Source organism: Pseudomonas sp. p99-361 (genome assembly GCF_003935475.1).
GTDB classification, from domain to species: Bacteria; Pseudomonadota; Gammaproteobacteria; order Pseudomonadales; family Pseudomonadaceae; genus Aquipseudomonas; species Aquipseudomonas juntendi.
This window is the reverse complement of sequence record NZ_RHQO01000031.1, coordinates 45,052-59,783: the sequence shown is the minus strand read 5'-3', so window position 1 is coordinate 59,783 and position 14,732 is coordinate 45,052. Positions and strand designations below refer to the sequence as shown.

The window sequence follows — 14,732 nt, the reverse complement described above, 5'->3', positions numbered from 1 at the left end:
GCGCCTCGGTCCGCGTGCTTGTTTTGCGGTCGTGTTTTGGTGGGGGGGGGGGCCCGGGCCCCCCCCCCCCCCCCGACACAAGGCCGCTCCTACACACTTGACCGCGAAGGGCACTCAGGCCGGCTGTGGCGCCTTGAGAATGTTCTGCAACAGCTGCACACTTTCAACCGCGTCATGACCCAGGCTGGTCAGGTAGCCGCCATCCGGTTGGTCGGTCAGCCCTTTTTCATGCAGGCGCTGCGCAGCGGCGACCAGGGCGGGGGATGCAGTGCTGGTTATCTTGATGCCTTCCTGGCTGCTGTCGTGCTTGAACAGCGCGAGTACTTCCATTTCATCGATAAGATCGGGGGTAAAAGGCATGGTAACTCCTGACTTCCAGACGAGGATTACGGCACTTTCTACGGTGCCTGATCTTCGAGTGTAGCCGGGTTATTCGTCCTCGCCTTGATCCATCTCAGGTGGCAGCTCGGGCAGCGCACGCAGGGCTTTTTCGTACCACTCGCCGTTGAACGCGCGGTCTTCTGCCAGCATGTTGTCAATCTCGTAGGCCAGCACATGGGCCATCACATTGAGAATGTCTTCACGTTCCCAACCAACCAGGGTCAGCTTGTTGAAAGTGGCCTTGGCCGCCGGCGGCTCGCCGCTTTCGATCTGGTTCTCGATGGCTTGGGTCAGCGTTGCCTCGGCGAAGGCTTCGTCGTCATTGTCGATGTCGGTGGGCTCGCTCATTGGCGGTACTCCTGTGGTGGGATGCACAGTGTGCCACGCCTGTAGCGGCAATGCCCGGTCATAGACGAGGTGCATGACGCTGGTCAGGAACAGGCTTACGGTCTATAAAAGCCGAGCCAAACCCCTTACGGCCCGGAGGCTGTTACCTCATGCTCAAGCTTCATGGATTCTCGGTCAGCAACTACTACAACATGATCAAGCTGGCGCTGCTGGAAAAAGGCCTGCCTTTCGAAGAGGTCACCTTTTACGGCGGCCAGGCGCCAAAGGCGCTGGAAGTGAGCCCGCGGGGCAAGGTACCGGTGCTGGAAACCGAACACGGTTTTCTCAGCGAAACCAGCGTGATCCTTGACTACATCGAGCAGACTCAGGGCGGCAAGGCGCTGCTGCCGGCCGACCCGTTCCAGCAGGCCAAGGTACGCGAGTTGCTCAAGGAAATTGAGCTGTACATCGAGCTGCCAGCCCGTACCTGCTACGCCGAGTCCTTCTTTGGCATGGCGGTAGAGCCACTGGTCAAGGATAAGGCACGTACCGACCTGCTGGCCGGCTTCGCCACGCTCAAGCGTAACGGGCGCTTTGCGCCGTATGTAGCGGGTGAGCAACTGACGCTGGCAGACCTGATGTTCTGCTTCTCGATCGATCTGGCTTATGCGGTGGGTAAGAAGGTGCTGAACATCGACCTGCTGGCGGACTTTCCGCAAGCCAAGGCGTTGCTCCAGCTGATGGGTGAGAGCCCGCACATGGCGCGGATCGTGGCAGACAAGGAGGCAGCGATGCCGGCCTTCATGGAGATGATTCGCAGCGGTAAGCGCTGAGCCTGGTGTTGAGCCCTTCGTGGGCACGCCCGCTCCCACTGTGGGAGCGGGCGTGCCCACGAACGAGGGCGAAGCCCTCGCCTTGGGGCTTAGCGAGACGCCAACAGGGCTTTGCCACGAACAACGGCAGCCCGCACCTGCGCCGGCGCCGTACCACCAATATGGTCACGCGCATTGACCGACCCTTCCAAGGTCAGTACGGCAAACACATCCTGCTCGATCTGGTCGCTGAACTGGCGCAGTTCGTCCAGGCTCATCTCGGCCAGGTCCTTGCCGGTATCCACCCCATACTTCACCGCATGGCCAACGATTTCGTGGCAGTCGCGGAACGGCAGGCCACGGCGTACCAGGTAGTCGGCCAGGTCGGTAGCCGTAGAGAAGCCACGCAGCGCCGCTTCACGCATGATGGCGTGCTTGGGCTTGATCGCCGGGATCATGTCGGCAAAGGCACGCAGCGAGTCGCGCAGGGTATCGGCAGCGTCGAACAGCGGCTCCTTGTCTTCCTGATTGTCCTTGTTGTAGGCCAGCGGCTGGCCTTTCATCAGGGTCAGCAGGCCGGTCAAGGCGCCGAACACGCGGCCGGTCTTGCCACGTACCAGCTCTGGCACGTCGGGGTTCTTTTTCTGCGGCATGATCGAGCTGCCGGTGCAGAAGCGGTCCGGCAGGTCGATGAACTGGAACTGCGCGCTGGTCCACAGCACCAGCTCTTCGGAGAAGCGCGAGAGGTGCATCATCGCCACGCTGGCTGCAGCGCAGAATTCGATGGCGAAGTCACGGTCCGAAACGCCGTCCAGCGAGTTGCCGCCCACGGCCTCGAAGCCCAGCAGCTTGCAGGTCAGTTCGCGGTCGATCGGGTAGGTGGTACCGGCCAGTGCGGCGCTGCCCAGCGGCATGCGGTTGGTGCGCTTGCGGCAATCGACCAGGCGCTCGTAGTCGCGGCTGAGCATTTCGAACCAGGCCAGCAGGTGGTGGCCGAAGGTGACCGGCTGCGCGGTCTGCAGGTGGGTGAAGCCCGGCATGATGGTTTCGGCTTCGCGCTCGGCCTGCTCCAGCAGGCCCTGCTGCAGGCGGGTGATTTCGGCCAGGATAAGGTCGATTTCATCGCGCAGCCACAAGCGGATATCGGTTGCCACCTGGTCGTTGCGGCTACGGCCGGTGTGCAGCTTCTTGCCGGTGATGCCAATGCGGTCGGTCAGGCGTGCCTCGATGTTCATGTGCACGTCTTCAAGGTCGACGCGCCAGTCGAAGTTGCCGGCCTCGATCTCGGCCTGGATGGTTTTCAAACCATCGATGATGGTGTCGCGCTCGGCATCGCTGAGCACGCCGACTTGCGCCAGCATGGTGGCATGGGCGATCGAACCCATGATGTCGTGGCGGTACAGGCGCTTGTCGAAATCGACCGAGGCGGTGAAGCGGGCGACGAAGGCGTCGACGGGCTCACTGAAGCGGCCGCCCCAGGACTGATTGGTCTTGTCGGTGCTCATGGATTCACTCATTGCAGGCGTGAACGAAAAAGTGGCGCCGATAATAACAGGGTTGGGACGGCTGCCGCAGGGCGCCGGTCGACAGAAATGCCCGGAAAATGGCAGTGAATCATTTGAAGGAATGAACGGCAGTGTTCCACGGACCGTCTACAGTTGGACAGAAGACTGGCAGTGAATCTGCCGTCCGAGTGAATCTTTGGCCATCGCACCGGTCTAGAGCGTGACCGCAGTGTCGCTCGAACCACACCTGTCTACGCTATACCTGTGCGAGACTCATTCAGGAATCCAGCGCAATTATGAATGTCCTGATCGTTGATGACGAACCCCAAGGCCGTGACCGCCTTAGCCGGCTGCTCGGCGAACTGGAGGGTTACACCGTGTTGGAGCCCAGCGCTACCAACGGGGAAGAGGCCCTGACCCTGATCGACAGCCTCAAGCCCGACGTGGTGCTGTTGGACATCGCCATGCCAGGCCTGGACGGCTTGCAGGTCGCGGCCCGCCTGTGCGAGCGCGAGGCGCCGCCAGCGGTGGTGTTTTGCACCGGGGATGACCAATACAGTGCCGAGGCATTCAAGGACAGTACCCTCAGCCATGTCGCCAAACCTGTTCACCCTCAGGCCCTGCGGGATGCACTGCGCAAGGCCGATAAACCCAACCGAACGCAACTGGCGGCACTGACGCGGCCGGCCAATGAAGGCGGTGGCCCGCGCAGTCATATCAGCGCCCGCACCCGCAAAGGTATCGAGCTGATTCCGTTGGACCAGGTGGTCTACTTCATTGCCGACCACAAGTACGTGACCTTGCGCCACGAAGGTGGGGAAGTACTGCTCGACGAGCCGCTCAAGGCGCTGGAAGACGAGTTTGGCGACCGCTTTGTACGTATTCACCGCAATGCCTTGGTTGCCCGGGAACGCATCGAACGCCTTCAGCGCACGCCCCTGGGCCACTTCCAACTGTTCCTCAAAGGCCTGAACGGCGATGCCCTTACCGTAAGCCGGCGTCATGTGGCCGGTGTGCGCAAGATGATGCAGGCCCTCTGAACCGGTGCCCGCATGGCGAGGGCTGGGCCCTTGCTGGCCGGCAGGTCGGCCCCACCGTCAGGGTGCAGGGCAGCCCTGAAGGGGCCCTTAGCTGATCCACATCTGCTAGCGATCCTTGCGATGCTGTTATGATCCACGGCATTTCTCTGGATCGGGGCGTTTCATGTCCACTCGCGAAATCCGCATTGCCACCCGTAAAAGCGCCTTGGCCCTGTGGCAGGCCGAATACGTCAAAGCCCGCCTTGAGCAGGCCCACCCTGAGCTGCGGGTGACCCTGGTGCCCATGGTCAGCCGCGGGGACAAGCTGCTCGACGCGCCGCTGGCAAAAATCGGTGGCAAGGGGTTGTTCGTCAAGGAGCTGGAAACCGCCCTGCTGGACAACGAAGCCGACATCGCCGTGCATTCGATGAAGGATGTGCCCATGGACTTCCCCGAGGGGCTGGGCCTGTACTGCATCTGCGAGCGGGAAGACCCACGTGACGCCTTTGTCTCCAACCATTTTGCCAGCCTTGAAGCGCTGCCTGCCGGCAGCGTGGTCGGCACCTCCAGCCTGCGCCGCCAGGCCCAACTGCTGGCGCGTCGCCCCGACCTGCAGATCCGCTTCCTGCGCGGCAACGTCAACACCCGCCTGGCCAAGCTCGACGCCGGCGAATACGACGCCATCATCCTCGCGGCCGCCGGCCTTATCCGCCTCGGTTTCGAAGACCGTATCACCGCCACCATCAGTGTCGACGACAGCCTGCCTGCCGGTGGCCAGGGGGCGGTAGGCATCGAGTGCCGTAGCGCCGACCACGCGATCCATGCCTTGCTGGCGCCGCTGCACCACCGTGACACGGCTGACCGGGTGGTGGCCGAACGCGCCATGAACAAACGCCTGAACGGCGGTTGTCAGGTGCCGATCGCGTGCTACGCGGTGCTGGAAGGCGACCAACTGTGGTTGCGTGGCCTGGTCGGCCAACCGAGTGGCGGCACCCTGCTGGTGGCCGATGCCCGGGCCCCCCGTGCAACTGCCGAGGCCCTTGGTGTAGAGGTCGCCGAACATCTGCTGAGGCAGGGTGCCGAGGCCATCCTCAAAGAGGTCTATGGCGAGGCCGGCCACCCGTGAGCCAATGGCGCCTGTTGCTGACCCGGCCTGCCGAGGACTGTGCGGCGCTGGCGCAAAGCCTGGCGGCAGCGGGGGTGGCCAGCCACTGCCTGCCGTTGCTGGAGATCGAACCCGTGCAAATCCAGGCTGGGCAGCGCGCGTTGCTGCAGGGCCTTGGTGGCTTCCAGGCGATCATCGTGGTCAGCAAGCCAGCTGCACGGCTGTTGCTTGAACAGTTGGCCAACGCCAGCCTGCAGCCGCCCGTTCAAGGCTGGTTCACCGTAGGCGAGGCCACTGCCGCAGTGTTGCAGCAGGCGGGTCTGAGGGTGAGTTGCCCGCCGCGTGGCGACGACAGCGAAGCACTGCTGATGCTGCCGGCACTGCGCCAGGCGGTTGCCGTGCCAGCAGCGCGGGTATTGATCGTTCGCGGCGTTGGAGGTCGCGAACTGCTGGCAGAGCGTCTTGCAGAGCAAGGTGCTAGTGTCGATTATCTGGAACTGTATCGTCGCTGCCTGCCGGTTTACCCCGCAGGCACGTTGATGCGCCGCATCGAAGCGGAACGCCTCAATGGCCTGGTGGTCAGCAGTGGGCAGGGTTTGGAACATTTGCAGCAACTGGCTGGCGCCGATTGGCCACAGCTGGCCCGGTTGCCGTTGTTCGTGCCGAGCCCGCGGGTAGCCGGGCAGGCCAGGGCCGCTGGGGCCCAACAGGTTGTGGATTGCCGTGGCGCCAGTGCCGCGGCCTTGCTGGCAGCTGTGCAGTCTTGCACTGCACCTGCCTCTTAAGGCGCTAAGCTGAACGCGATGCGCCCCCATGCAAAGGATGGATACGTGAGCGAGACTGTCTTGTCCAATAACGATCAGTCGTCGGCGCAAACGCCGGCGGATCCCGTTACCACCCCGCCTGCCAAGCGCTCCGGCAATGGCCTTGCTGCGCTGGCCTTGCTGCTCGGCGCGGCCGGGGTGGCGGTAGGTGGCTGGGGTGCCTGGCAGGTGCGTCAACTGCAAGGCAGCGAGTTCGACCAGGGCCAGCACATCGAGGCGCTTAACCAGCGCGCCGAGGCCTTGCAACAGCGTGAGCAGCAGATCAGTGCGCAACTGGCCAGCCTGCCAGCCGCCAGCGAACTGGAAGACCGCCGGCGGCTGGTAGCGCAGTTGCAGGGCGACCAGCAGCGCCTCAGCCAGCGCCTGGAAACCGTGCTCGGCGAAAGCCGCAAGGAGTGGCGCCTGGCAGAAGCCGAGCACCTGCTGCGCCTGGCTACTCTGCGCCTGTCGGCCTTGCAGGACATCACCAGCGCCAAGGCCCTGGTCGAAGGTGCCGACGAGATCCTGCGCGAGCAGAGCGACCCAGGTGCCTTTGCCGCTCGCGAGCAACTGAACCGCAGCCTGGCCACGCTCAACAGCACCCAGCAACCAGACCGCACGGGCCTGTTCCTGAAGCTGGCTGCGCAGCGTGACTTGGTCCAGCAACTGAGCGCGCAGTCGCCGGAGTTCGACAGCAATTCCGATGCCCTCGGCGCCTTGACCGCCGATGGCGACGGTGTCAGCCGCCTGTCGCAGTGGTGGGCGGAAATCTCCAAGTATTTCCAGGTTGACTTCAATGCCGACGAAAACGTGCGCCCATTGCTGGCCGGGCAGCAACTCAACCAGTTGCGCCTGGCATTGAGCCTGACCATCGAGCAGGCCCAGTGGGCGGCGCTCAATGGCGACGCGAAGGTCTATACCCAGGCGTTGGATGATGCCCGCAGCGTGCTGCTGGCCAACTTCAATGCCGACAACCCGCAAAGCAAGGCCATGCTCGACAGCCTGAATGCCTTGGCCGAGCAGCCAGTGTCGGTGGTCACCCCTGACCTCAGCGAAAGCCTGGCAGCCGTGCAGGCCTACATTCAGCGCCGCCATCTGCCGGCCGAGGCCGAGGGGGGCAAGCCATGAAGCGAGTCTACCTGCTGGCCGTACTGGCCATCGTGGTCGCTGCTGCGCTGGGTGTCGCCGTCGCCAAGCACAGTGGTTACGTACTGGTTTCCTACGGTGGTTTCCGTTATCAATCGGGGCTGTGGGCGGCGTTGGGTGGGCTGCTGGCGGTCGTTCTGGTGTTGTGGTTGCTGCGCTACCTGGTGGGGCTGTTGCTGACCTCCAGCGGCGTGGTCAACCCTTGGTCGCGGCGCAACCGCCGCCGGCGTATTCGCCTGGCAATCGAACAGGGCCAGCTGGACCTGGCCGAGGGTCGCTGGGCCAGCGCCCAGCGCCATTTGCACCGTGCCGCCGAGGCCGAGCGCCATCCCCTGCTGTACTACCTCGGTGCAGCGCGTGCCGCCAACGAGCAAGGTCGCAGCCAAGACAGCGACAACTTGCTGGAGCGTGCCCTGGAGCGCCAGCCACAGGCAGAACTGGCCATTGCCCTGACCCATGCCCAACTGCAGATGGACCGGGGTGAAAGCGATGGCGCGCTGGAGACCTTGCTGGCCATGCAGGAGCGCCACCCGCACAACAGCCAGGTCCTGCGGCTGTTGCAGCGCCTGTACCTGGAGCGCGGTGATTGGTCCGCCTTGATTCGCCTGTTGCCCGACCTGCGCAAGGGCAAGGTTCTACCGGCCGCCGAGCTTGCTGCCCTCGAGCAGCGCGCCTGGGGCCAGAACCTGAGCCTGGCCACAACCCGTGGCGAGGACGCGCAAAGTGCACGGCAGGCCCTGGAGCGCGCCTGGCAGCAACTGACTGCCGCCCAGCGCCAGGAGCCGCAACTCGTGCTGGCCTACGCTGAACAGCTACGCCAGGTAGGTGCCGAGAGTGATGCCGAACAGGCATTGCGCACGGCTCTCAAGCGGAACTACGAAAGCCATCTGGCTCGCCTGTATGGCCTGGTGCGTGGCGATGACCCGGTGCGCCAGTTGCAAACCGCCGAGGGCTGGCTCAAAGACCACCCACAAGATGCCAGCCTGTTGCTCACCCTTGGCCGCCTCAGCCTGCAGAACCGTCTGTGGGGCAAGGCGCGCGATTACCTGGAAAGCAGCCTGCGCATGGAGCGCAACCCCGAGGCTTGCGCCGAACTGGCGCGCCTGCTCGCCGGCCTGGGTGAGACGGAGCGCAGCAACCAACTGTTCCAGGAGGGCCTTGGCCTGCTCGACGAACGCCTACTGGCGTTGCCGCTGCCAGAAGGCGTACGCGCCTGACCTACCCCAAAGCCCGCGGCAAGGCGCGGGCTTTGGGGGCTGGTGATTTATCTTCCGTTGCATGCTGAATCTGCATTCCCAGTCCTCAGTCGCCTCCTATCGAATAGACGGAAATTTCTTACGCGTTTCGGCGACTTGTCGTTGCTGTAGCGCCTTGAAACAAAGCCCGTCTTTCCTCTACCGTTCCAGGCCACACTCTCATCCCGGGACCTTCACCACCCATGCTGCTGGCCCGTTTGCGCACCTTGTTTCTTCCTGCTTGCCTGGCCGCACTGGCGGTGCTGGCTGCGTCCTTTCAGTTGGATAGCATGCTTGGGCTGGTGCCATGCCCGTTGCGCTTGAGCCAGCGGTTGCTGCTAGCCCTGTATGCCCTGCTGAGCCTGGCCAGCGTGCTGCAGGCACCGCGTGCACGTGGCCTGCGGCGTTACGCATGGGCTACGTTGGCCTGCTCGCTGGGCGGGGCGGCGCTGGCCGCGCGGCAGGTCTGGCTGCAGGGTGCTGAAAGGGTTGTAGATGCATGCCCGCTGCCGATCGGGCGTGTGTTCGAGCAGGGTTGGGTGGAGGCGGCCCGGCAACTGCTATTCGGCGGCCCGGAGTGCAGCGCGCTGAGCTGGAGTTTTCTCGACCTAACCCTTCCCGAGTGGGGCCTGTTGGCTTTCCTGCTGCTGGCGGCGCTGCCCGCGAGTTGCCTGCTGGCGTATCGTTTCCGCACGCTGGCAGGCGCTTGACCTGGCGCAAGGTTGAGTCATCAGAATGACCAATGGCCATGTAACACGGTATTAAACACTTGTATGAAGTTTGTCCACTGCGTACCTTGAAGGGCAACACGTGCGGGAATAATCTCGCAGCACGGATACTCAAAACACAACTGCTCGATGCCGTCCTGCTGATATCACCTTTGTGCGCGCCTTCGCAGCGCGAGGTGCAGCGGCATCTACCCAGAAGGGAAGAGATCGCCATGCTCGATAGTTGTCAGAACGCTCAGGAACGCTGGGGTGGGGTTCACGAACTTATTGATCGTTGGCTGGAGGAGCGCAAGGAATTGGTGCAGTCTTTCCGCGCGCTGCGCGCCAAAGAGCTGGCCTTCGCCGACAAGGATACGAACGGGGATTTCTGTGGCCTGCTTGTGGACTACTGTTCGGCGTGGCACTTCGAGGTCTGCGAGCAGCTGGTCAGGGAAGCCAAGGCTTTCGGTGACGAGAAGGCACTGAAGCTGGCCGAAGAGATCAACCCACGCATCAATGACATCACGCAGATCGCGTTGGCTTTCAACGACCATTGTGCGAAAGCTGAGTGCAAGGATACAGAGCGCTTTGGCGAAAAACTGGGCAAGCTCGGTGGCCTGCTGCATGAGCGCTTCGAACTGGAAGACTGCCTGATCGAAGTGCTGCACAACGCGCACAAGGAAGAGGGCGCGGTACAGGCCTGATGGTTGGCGTCAGTCGCCAACCCCCAGCAGTTCGATCTCGAATACCAATGGGGTATAGGGTGCGATCAAGTCGCCTGCGCCCTCTGCTCCATAGGCTTGTGCAGACGGAATGACAAGGCGCCACTTGGCGCCGACGTGCATCTGCGGCAACGCTACCTGCCACCCCTCGATCACCGAACCCAGGCTGAACCACTGTGGCGTCTGGTTCTGGTCGAATACCGAACCATCCGGCAACCTGCCCACGTAGCGTACCTGCACTTTGCCACCGGCTTTCGGCTGCGCGCCACTTCCTGCCTGCAGCTCGTTGTAAAGCATGCCCTCTGGCAACTCATGCACGCCAAAACGCCCCCGCTCATTGGCCATGAAGCGTTTTTCCGCCGCTTGCTGCTTTTGCGCCTGGTCATCGCTTTCCTGTGCATCATGCTGCTGCAGCACGGCCTGCATGCGTGCCTTGTCGAGCTTCAGCGGCTGCCCTTGGTAGGCCTGGCGCAAGCCATCGACCAAGGCATCCAGTTGCAGGCCAGGCATGTCCTGGCGCAGCCGCTCGCCCAGGCTGGCCCCAAGGCTGTAGGCGAGATCGTGTTCATCACCGTCGGCCAGGGCGAGGGGCGCCAGCAGGCATAAACCTAAAACAAGAAATCGAGGCATGGTCAGTTCCTGCGCCAATGAGCGTGGAAGTATGCCAGTGTTGAATAGGTGTATTGGCTTTTTCGCGGCTTTGCGTGGGCGCGGCTTTGAGTCGCAACAGGGCAGCGGCGCGGTAAGGCTTTGTCCAGCATCTACACTTACCCGCAGCTGCAAGCTTACAACGTTGCCCAGGCATGCAACGCGGCGTAACTATTACGGTCAACATGCCCTAGCGGCGGTAGCAGCAGAAGCATAGTATGAGCCGCACTCTCGTCAGCCAGGAGGTAAACCATGTCGGCCAAAAAGAAGCCAGTAAGTACGCCGTTACACCTGCTCCAGCAACTTTCGGGTAGCCTGCTCGAACATTTGGAAGAAGCCTGCTCGCAAGCGCTGGCTGATGCGGAAAAACTGCTGGCAAAGTTGGAAAAGCAGCGTGGCAAAGCGCAGGAAAAACTGCACAACGCTCGCTTGAAACTGCAAGGTGCAGCCAAGGCCGGTAAAGCCAAGGCACAGACCAAAGCGCAAAAAGCCAGCGCTGAACTTGAAGAACTGCTGGACTCCCTCAAGGAGCGTCAAACCCAGACGCGCGCCTACATTCAGCAACTCAAGCGCGATGCCCAAGACAGCATCAAGTTGGCCCAAGGTGTAGGCAAAGTGCGTGAAGCCGCGACCAAGGCCCTTGACCAGCGTGCAGCCAAAACGGCCAAGCCAGCTGTTGCCAAGCCGGCGACCAAGCCAGCCGGTCGAGCCACTACCGCAGCCCAGCCAGCAGCTAAAGCCACCGCCGCCGCAAAACCTGCGCCCAAGCCAGCCGCCAAGGCCACTGCCGCCGCAAAACCTGCGTCCAAGCCAGCCGCCAAGGCCACTGCTGCCGCAAAACCTACGGCCAAGCCAGCCGCCAAGGCCACTGCCGCCGCTAAACCTGCGTCCAAGCCAGCCGCCAAGGCTACTGCTGCCGCGAAACCTGCGTCCAAGCCAGCCGCTAAGGCCACTGCCGCCGCAAAACCCGCAGCCAAGCCAGCCGCCAAAGTAACAGCCACCGCCAAGCCTGCATCCAAGCCGGCAGCCAAAGCATCTGCAGCCACCAAGCCTGCGCCCAAGCCAGCTGCAGCCAAGGCGCCAGCACGTACCGCAGCGAAACCGGCTGCCAAGCCTGCCGCCAGCAAACCAGCCGATGCGAAACCGGCTACGGCTGCCCCCAGCGCTCCGGCTGCCGCTGCCAACTCGGCCACTTCGGTAGCGCCATCGGCGCCGGCCAGCACGCCTGCTCAGGCACCGTCTTCGGCGTCCTGAAGCGCTGCAGCCGCGGCGCGTAGCTGCAGCAACGCGTCATGTTGTCGGCCCTGGTCCGGCACTAGCCGGGCCAGCCAGTCGCCCGTGGGCTCAGCAGAGTTCGCGGGCCACTGCTGGGCACGTTCTTGCAAGCGTTCCAGCAACGCTCTTTCTGCCTGTAATTCCAACCCTTTCACTTGCTCGCGCACAAGTGCCAGCCGGCTATCCAGCTGTGCTGCCGCGCGCCATTGCTGGCGCAGGTCGCGTAGCGGGGTGACCACTGTCCGTTGCCAGGGGTCGGCAATGGCTTGCAATGCCTGTGCGCGCTGGTCCGTCACGGCAACCCCACGCGCCTGCAACCACGTGGCGCACAGCAGCAGGCAGACATCGCAACCCAGTGTTTGCAGTTCAAGGCAGGCGGCTTCTACGCCAGGCCTGGCGTACAGGGCCAGGGCGTGATTCCACAGGTCGGTGTGCATGGTTCCACTCGCGCTATGGGCCGAGGAAGCTGGTAGACTCCGCGACCATCATGATCAGACTATCCAACCTCACTTTACAGCGTGGTCCGCAGCGCTTGCTAGAAGGCGCCGAGATGACCCTGCACGCCGGTCACAAGGCCGGTCTTATCGGCGCCAACGGTGCCGGCAAATCCAGCCTGTTCGCCTTGCTGCGCGGTGAGCTGTCGCCCGATGCCGGCGACTGCCAGCTGCCCGGCGACTGGCGCATCGCCCACATGCGCCAGGAAGTTGATACCCTCGATCGCCTGGCCGTGGACTATGTGCTCGACGGTGACGTGCGCCTGCGCAAGGTCCAGGCCGAATTGGCGGTTGCCGAGCAAGCGCACGACGGCACCGCTCTGGCGCGCCTGCACAGTGAGCTGGAAAGCGCTGACGGCTACACCGCCGACGCTCGCGCCCGCAAGCTGCTGGCCGGCCTGGGCTTTACCAACGAGCAGATGGACCGCCGAGTCGGTGACTTCTCTGGCGGCTGGCGTATGCGCCTCAACCTGGCCCAGGCGCTGATGTGCCCGTCCGACCTGCTGCTGCTCGACGAGCCCACCAACCACCTGGACCTCGACGCCATTCTGTGGCTGGAAGACTGGCTCAAGGGCTACCCTGGCACGCTGCTGCTGATTTCCCACGATCGTGACTTCCTCGATGCGGTGGTCGACCATGTGCTGCATGTAGAGCAGCGCAAGCTGAACCTCTACAAGGGCGGCTATACCGCCTTCGAGCGCACCCGTGCCGAACGCCTGGCGCAACAGCAACAGGCCTACGAGAAGCAGCAGGCGCAGCGCGCGCACATGGAAAAGTACATCGCCCGCTTCAAGGCCCAGGCCACCAAGGCGCGCCAGGCGCAGAGCCGGATCAAGGCCCTGGAGCGCATGGAGGAGCTGTCGGCGGCGCACGTCGATTCGCCATTTGACTTCGTCTTCCGCGAGTCGCAGAAAATTTCCAGCCCGCTGTTGAGCATGTCCGAAGGCCGCCTGGGGTATGGCGACAAAGCCATCCTCGACAAGGTCAAGCTGCAACTCACCCCGGGCGCGCGTATTGGCCTGCTCGGCCCGAATGGCGCAGGCAAGTCGACGCTGATCAAGAACCTTGCCGGTGAGCTGGAGCCGTTGTCCGGCCGGCTGGTCCGCGGCGAGAACCTGGCCGTGGGTTATTTTGCCCAGCACCAGCTGGACTCGCTGGACGACAAGGCCAGCCCGCTGCTGCACTTGCAGCGCATTGCCCCCGCCGAGCGCGAGCAGACCCTGCGCGACTTCCTGGGAGGCTTCGATTTCCATGGCGCCCGTTGCGACGAGCCGGTGGTGAACTTTTCCGGTGGCGAGAAGGCCCGGCTGGCGCTGGCGCTGATCGCCTGGGAACGGCCGAACCTGCTGCTGCTCGACGAACCCACCAACCACCTCGACCTGGAAATGCGCCTGGCGCTGACCATGGCCTTGCAGGAGTTCGCCGGCGCCGTGGTAGTGGTATCCCACGACCGTCACCTGCTCAAGAGCACCACCGACGACTTCCTGCTGGTCGCTGACGGCAAGGTCGACACCTTCGACGGTGACCTGGACGACTACAGCCGTTGGCTGGTCGAGTATCGCCAGCGCAGCGCGCCGGCCAGTACTGCGCCGGTCAACCCGGACAAGACCGACAAGAAAGCCCAGCGCCAGGCCGCCGCGGCCTTGCGCCAGCAATTGGCCCCGCACAAGAAGGCCGCTGACAAGTTGGAAGCCGAGCTCAATCAGGTGCACGCGCAGTTGGCCGAAATCGAGACGGCGCTGGGCGACGCTGGGCTTTACGACGCGGCGCGCAAGGATCAATTGCGTGACCTGCTGGCGCGCCAGACCAAGCTCAAGCAACGCGAAGGGGAGCTGGAAGAGGGCTGGATGGAAGCACTGGAAACCCTCGAAAGCATGCAAGCCGAGCTTGAGGCGCTGTCCTGATGGAGGAGCTGCGTGGTTTGCTGCCAGGGCAGTGGATGGACACCTTCTGGCTGGGCTTGCAGATCCTCCTTATCCTGGCGGTGGCTTTTGGCCTGCAGCGCATCGTGGCCCGTGGCCTCAGCCGCCTGGGCCAGCGCTACCCCTTGCCACCGGAGTTGCTGGTGCCCGTGCGCGGTGGCCTGCGCTGGTTGATCATGGGCAGCGCGCTGCTGTTCGTGCTGGAGCGCCTGGGGGTTTCGGCAACGGTGCTGTGGACGGCCCTGTCCGGTTTCGTGGCGGTGGCGGCGGTGGCGTTCTTCGCCATGTGGAGCGTACTGTCCAACCTGCTGTGCGCGGTGCTGATCTTCACGGTCGGGCCGTTTCGTATTGGTGATGTGGTCGAGCTGGTCGACACCCTCGACAAGCCGGGCGTAAAGGGCCGGGTAATCGCCATCAACCTGCTGTTCACTACCCTGCTGGAAGTGCCCGAGGCAGGCGGGGCATTGGTGCAGGTGCCGAACAGCCAGTTCTTCCAGAAGTCGGTGCGGCGCTGGCGGGGGGCCGAAGTGCAGGCCATGCACAAGGACGTGTTGCTCGAGGCGGACTGACACAGCCCGCACAAGCACGCTGAATTCTGCAAAATTTGCTGGTCATATTTTCACCAACACCT

Annotated in this window: 16 protein-coding genes; 11 read left to right on the top strand and 5 right to left on the bottom strand. The window is 63.4% G+C overall.

Annotated features, from left to right (window positions below; genetic code table 11):
• Positions 1–114: 114 nt before the first annotated feature.
• Positions 115–360 carry a TIGR02647 family protein gene (locus tag EGJ22_RS15305; RefSeq protein WP_009682190.1) on the bottom strand — a complete coding sequence of 82 codons (246 nt, stop codon included), beginning with the start codon at positions 358–360 and terminating at the stop codon, positions 115–117.
• Positions 361–429: 69 nt separating this feature from the next.
• On the bottom strand, positions 430–729 hold the full coding sequence (locus tag EGJ22_RS15300) for a hypothetical protein (RefSeq protein WP_029887274.1): 300 nt from the start codon (positions 727–729) through the stop codon (positions 430–432).
• Positions 730–878: 149 nt separating this feature from the next.
• On the opposite strand from EGJ22_RS15300, the gene EGJ22_RS15295 reads away from it, so the two are divergent.
• Positions 879–1,541 (top strand): glutathione S-transferase, encoded by a 663-nt coding sequence (locus tag EGJ22_RS15295; RefSeq protein ID WP_029887273.1) that lies wholly within the window; start codon positions 879–881, stop codon positions 1,539–1,541.
• 89 nt (positions 1,542–1,630) lie between these two features.
• Here the strand turns inward: EGJ22_RS15295 and argH are convergent, their stop codons facing one another.
• Positions 1,631–3,025 carry an argininosuccinate lyase gene (gene argH / locus EGJ22_RS15290; protein ID WP_029887272.1) on the bottom strand — a complete coding sequence of 465 codons (1,395 nt, stop codon included), beginning with the start codon at positions 3,023–3,025 and terminating at the stop codon, positions 1,631–1,633.
• 296 nt (positions 3,026–3,321) lie between these two features.
• On the opposite strand from argH, the gene EGJ22_RS15285 reads away from it, so the two are divergent.
• From EGJ22_RS15285 to EGJ22_RS15260, 7 genes are all read left to right on the top strand, one after another.
• Positions 3,322–4,065, top strand: a complete 744-nt coding sequence (locus EGJ22_RS15285) for a LytTR family DNA-binding domain-containing protein (protein WP_029887271.1) — start codon at positions 3,322–3,324, stop codon at positions 4,063–4,065.
• A gap of 163 nt (positions 4,066–4,228) precedes the next feature.
• Positions 4,229–5,170, top strand: a complete 942-nt coding sequence (gene hemC / locus EGJ22_RS15280; RefSeq protein WP_029887270.1) for a hydroxymethylbilane synthase — start codon at positions 4,229–4,231, stop codon at positions 5,168–5,170.
• Positions 5,167–5,934 (top strand): uroporphyrinogen-III synthase, encoded by a 768-nt coding sequence (locus EGJ22_RS26560; protein ID WP_029887269.1) that lies wholly within the window; start codon positions 5,167–5,169, stop codon positions 5,932–5,934. Before hemC ends, EGJ22_RS26560 begins: the two co-directional genes overlap by 4 nt.
• Before the next feature lie 45 nt (positions 5,935–5,979).
• The gene (locus tag EGJ22_RS26555; protein WP_029887268.1) at positions 5,980–7,080 is read left to right on the top strand and encodes a uroporphyrinogen-III C-methyltransferase; all 1,101 of its coding nucleotides are present in this window, start codon (positions 5,980–5,982) and stop codon (positions 7,078–7,080) included.
• Positions 7,077–8,315, top strand: a complete 1,239-nt coding sequence (locus EGJ22_RS15270) for a heme biosynthesis HemY N-terminal domain-containing protein (RefSeq protein ID WP_029887267.1) — start codon at positions 7,077–7,079, stop codon at positions 8,313–8,315. The genes EGJ22_RS26555 and EGJ22_RS15270 overlap by 4 nt, the downstream gene beginning before the upstream one ends.
• A 221-nt stretch (positions 8,316–8,536) precedes the next feature.
• Positions 8,537–9,043: a disulfide bond formation protein B gene (locus tag EGJ22_RS15265; RefSeq protein ID WP_029887266.1), complete on the top strand. Its 507-nt coding sequence runs from the start codon at positions 8,537–8,539 to the stop codon at positions 9,041–9,043.
• A 230-nt stretch (positions 9,044–9,273) separates the two neighbouring features.
• The gene (locus EGJ22_RS15260) at positions 9,274–9,744 is read left to right on the top strand and encodes an Rsd/AlgQ family anti-sigma factor (protein WP_009682203.1); all 471 of its coding nucleotides are present in this window, start codon (positions 9,274–9,276) and stop codon (positions 9,742–9,744) included.
• 9 nt (positions 9,745–9,753) lie between these two features.
• Here the strand turns inward: EGJ22_RS15260 and EGJ22_RS15255 are convergent, their stop codons facing one another.
• Positions 9,754–10,392: an FKBP-type peptidyl-prolyl cis-trans isomerase gene (locus EGJ22_RS15255; protein ID WP_029887265.1), complete on the bottom strand. Its 639-nt coding sequence runs from the start codon at positions 10,390–10,392 to the stop codon at positions 9,754–9,756.
• Between the two features lie 270 nt (positions 10,393–10,662).
• Here EGJ22_RS15255 and EGJ22_RS15250 point away from each other — a divergent pair, with 270 nt between their 5' ends.
• The gene (locus tag EGJ22_RS15250) at positions 10,663–11,664 is read left to right on the top strand and encodes an AlgP family protein (protein WP_064314329.1); all 1,002 of its coding nucleotides are present in this window, start codon (positions 10,663–10,665) and stop codon (positions 11,662–11,664) included.
• Here the strand turns inward: EGJ22_RS15250 and EGJ22_RS15245 are convergent.
• On the bottom strand, positions 11,640–12,122 hold the full coding sequence (locus EGJ22_RS15245) for a TIGR02444 family protein (protein WP_029884789.1): 483 nt from the start codon (positions 12,120–12,122) through the stop codon (positions 11,640–11,642). The genes EGJ22_RS15250 and EGJ22_RS15245 overlap by 25 nt on opposite strands.
• Positions 12,123–12,172: 50 nt before the next feature.
• Between EGJ22_RS15245 and EGJ22_RS15240 the strand changes: the two genes are divergently transcribed.
• A complete protein-coding gene (locus EGJ22_RS15240; protein WP_029884788.1) occupies positions 12,173–14,083 on the top strand; it encodes an ATP-binding cassette domain-containing protein in 1,911 nt (636 codons plus the stop codon).
• Complete coding sequence (locus tag EGJ22_RS15235; protein ID WP_029884787.1) at positions 14,083–14,670, top strand: mechanosensitive ion channel family protein; 588 nt, start codon at positions 14,083–14,085, stop codon at positions 14,668–14,670. Before EGJ22_RS15240 ends, EGJ22_RS15235 begins: the two co-directional genes overlap by 1 nt.
• Positions 14,671–14,732 lie beyond the last annotated feature (62 nt).